The organism is Gordonia sp. (in: high G+C Gram-positive bacteria) (assembly GCF_012515855.1).
In the GTDB taxonomy this organism is placed as follows: domain Bacteria; phylum Actinomycetota; class Actinomycetes; order Mycobacteriales; family Mycobacteriaceae; genus Gordonia.
In genome coordinates, this window is record NZ_JAAYXO010000136.1 from 1 (window position 1) to 3,172 (window position 3,172).

Consider the following 3,172-nt stretch of genomic DNA (forward strand, 5'->3'; position numbering starts at 1 on the left):
ACCACTGAGCCCCGTCCATCAGTCGATGGACGGGGCTCAGCGGTCGTGCGTATCGATATGGCGGGTCAGGCCTGCCTGGTCGACGCGATGGTCGCCTCGACCTCCCAGTAGGCTCGCAGCGCTTCCATCTTCCCGTCGGCGTCGGCGCGGTAGGTGAAGACCCCTTCCGCCTCCGAGATGTATCCCGCGATGTGCGTGACGATCTTGCCGATGTAGGCCACCTCGTTGCCGCAGATGATCTCCTTCTCGAACTGGAAGTCGATCTTCTCCGTCGCCGCGATCGCCTTGTCCCAGAACGCGGACAGGGCGTCTGCGCCTCGGTGCCCCTTGCCTTCCTCGTCGAACATCGACGGACCCACCGGGTCCTCGACTGCGCCGTCGACGGCGAAGTTGTCGAGCCAGGCCTGCTTGTCGCGGGCCTCGACGGCGTCGCGGGAACGACGTCCGGCGAGCACGGCCGGATGATTCTCGCGATCGATGTTCAGGTAGGCGGGAGTCTTGTCAGTCACGGATTCCTCACTTGGTTCCGTAGTTGACCTGGAGTTCCTTGATGCCGTTGATCCAGCCGTGACGCAGACGACGCGGATCCTGGAGCTTGGTGATGTCCGGAACCAGATCGGCGAGCGCGTTGAACATCAGGTTGATCTCCATGCGGGCCAGGTTGGCGCCGATGCAGAAGTGCGTGCCGTTGCCGCCGAAACCGACGTGCGGGTTCGGGTCGCGCATGATGTCGAACGTGAACGGATCCTCGAAGACGTCCTCATCGAAGTTGGCCGAGCCGTAGAACATGCCCACGCGCTGGCCTTCCTTGATCTCGACGCCGCCGACCGTGGTGTCACGCTTGGCGGTGCGCTGGAAGACGTTGACCGGGGTGGCCCAGCGGACGATCTCGTCGACCGCGGTGGCCGGCCGCTCCTTCTTGAAGAGCTCCCACTGCTCCGGGTTCTCCAAGAAGGCGTTCATGCCGTGGGTGATGGCGTTACGAGTGGTCTCGTTGCCCGCGACGGTCAGCAGGATGAAGAAGAAGCCGAACTCGGCCTCGGCGAGGCTGTGGCCGTCGATGTCGGCCTCGATCAGCTGGGTGACGATGTCGTCGGCCGGGTTGTTCTTGCGCTGCTCGGCCATGTTGTAGCCGTAGCCCAGAATCTCCATGTTCGCGGTCAGCGGGTCGGTGGTGAACTCCGGATCGTCGGCGTTCATCATCGAGTTCGACCAGTCGAACAGCTTCATGCGGTCTTCTTCGGGCACACCGAGGAGGTCGGCGATCGCCAGCAGCGGCAGGTCGACCGAGACCTGGTGCACGAAGTCGCCGGAACCGGCCTCTGCGGCCTTCTTCACGATGTCGCGAGCCGCGTCGTCGAGCTTCTCCTCGAGGGCGTGGACGGCCTTCGGGGTGAACGCACGCGAGACCACCTTGCGCAGACGGGTGTGGTCCGGCGGGTCGTGGTTGATGAGCAGGGACTTGGTGACCTCGATCTGCTCGGCCGGCATGTCATCCTCGAAGCGGATGATGACGCCGTTGTCGTTGGCCGACCAGTCGTCTGCGTTCTTGGAGATCTCACGAATGTGCTCGTGCTTGGTGATCACCCAGTAGCCGCCGTCGTGGAAGCCGCCGCCCTTGCCGGGCTCCTGCGCGTTCCACCACACGGGAGCGGTCTTGCGCAGCTGAGCGAACTCCTTTACGGGGATACCCTCGAGCAGCAGGTCTGGGTTCGTGAAGTCCCACCCCTCCTGATCCATGAACGGACGAGCGTCGGACGCACTTTCGCTCTGCGTCTGAGTCACGTCATCACCTCAATTCTTTGCCGTGTCCGGGCTCTCGGCATGAAATAAGAACCCGTTACAATTCTGGTACGCCCCACTCTGCCACACTGGATAGACGCGAACAAGAACTTGTTCTAGTTTTGACGCAGAAGTACTTCAGCAGAGTGAGGAGAAACCATGGGTGTGCCGGTGATTGTCGAAGCGGCTCGGACGCCGATCGGAAAGCGAAACGGCTGGCTGTCGGGCCTGCATGCGGCGGAGATCCTCGGCGCCGCCCAGCGCGGCGTGATCGAACGCGCAGGCATCGACCCGGAGTTGGTCGAGCAGGTCATCGGCGGCGCCGTGATGCAGGTCGGCGAGCAGGGCAACAATGTCACGCGCACCGCATGGCTGCACGCCGGACTGCCGTGGCAGACCGGAGCGACCACCATCGACTGCCAGTGCGGGTCGGCACAACAGGCCAACCACCTGGTCGCGGGCCTCATCGCCACCGGCACCATCGATGTGGGCGTGGCCTGCGGCGTCGAGTGCATGTCGCACGTGCCGCTGGGCGCCAATGTCGGCGAGCACGCCGGACCGCGTCGCCCGGCGTCGTGGGACATCGACATGCCCAACCAGTTCGAGGCCGCCGAGCGGATCGCCAAGCGTCGCGGCATCACCCGCGCCGACGTCGACGCACTCGGCCTGCGCTCGCAGACCAACGCCAAGCGCGCCTGGGACGAGGGTCGTTTCGACCGCGAGGTGCTCACCGTCCCCGCGCCCGAGCGCACCAAAGAGGGAGAGCTGACCGGCCAGACCCTCCAGGTGAATCGCGATCAGGGCCTCCGCGACACCACCGCCGAATCACTCGCCGGCCTCAAGCCGGTGATCGAGGGCGGCATCCACACCGCGGGCAACTCCTCGCAGATCTCCGACGGCGCCGCAGCCGTCCTGCTGATGGACGAAGACCGCGCCAAGGAGCTCGGACTGCGTCCGCGCGCTCGCCTGGTGAGCCAGGCGCTGGTCGGTGCCGAGCCGTACTACCACCTCGACGGCCCGGTGCAGGCGACCGAGCGGGTGCTGTCGCGGTCGGGCATGACCATGGCCGACATCGACCTCTTCGAGGTCAACGAGGCGTTCGCATCGGTCGTGCTGAGCTGGGCGCAGGTCCACAACGCCGACATGGACAAGGTGAACGTGAACGGCGGAGCCATCGCCCTCGGCCACCCAGTCGGCAGCACCGGTTCGCGTCTGTTGACCACCGCGCTGCATGAGCTCGAGCGCACCGACAAGCAGACCGCACTGGTCACCATGTGTGCGGGCGGCGCACTGGCGACCGCCACCATCATCGAACGCATCTGATCGCGGCGAGCAGGCAGACGAGGACCATGGACCCGAATTCGCGCCCGGCACAACTCGATTCACCGGT

Annotated in this window: 3 protein-coding genes; 1 reads left to right on the plus strand and 2 read right to left on the minus strand. The window is 65.3% G+C overall.

The genetic code is table 11. The features are described from left to right. Positions 1-65 precede the first annotated feature (65 nt). Positions 66-509, minus strand: a complete 444-nt coding sequence (locus GX543_RS10065) for a nuclear transport factor 2 family protein (protein WP_290851729.1) — start codon at positions 507-509, stop codon at positions 66-68. A gap of 7 nt (positions 510-516) precedes the next feature. Beyond that, on the minus strand, positions 517-1,740 hold the full coding sequence (locus GX543_RS10070; RefSeq protein ID WP_290851732.1) for a cytochrome P450: 1,224 nt from the start codon (positions 1,738-1,740) through the stop codon (positions 517-519). Positions 1,741-1,941: 201 nt separating this feature from the next. Here GX543_RS10070 and GX543_RS10075 point away from each other — a divergent pair, with 201 nt between their 5' ends. Further along, entirely contained in the window at positions 1,942-3,105 is a 1,164-nt protein-coding gene (locus tag GX543_RS10075; RefSeq protein ID WP_290851730.1) for a steroid 3-ketoacyl-CoA thiolase, read from the plus strand. Positions 3,106-3,172 lie beyond the last annotated feature (67 nt).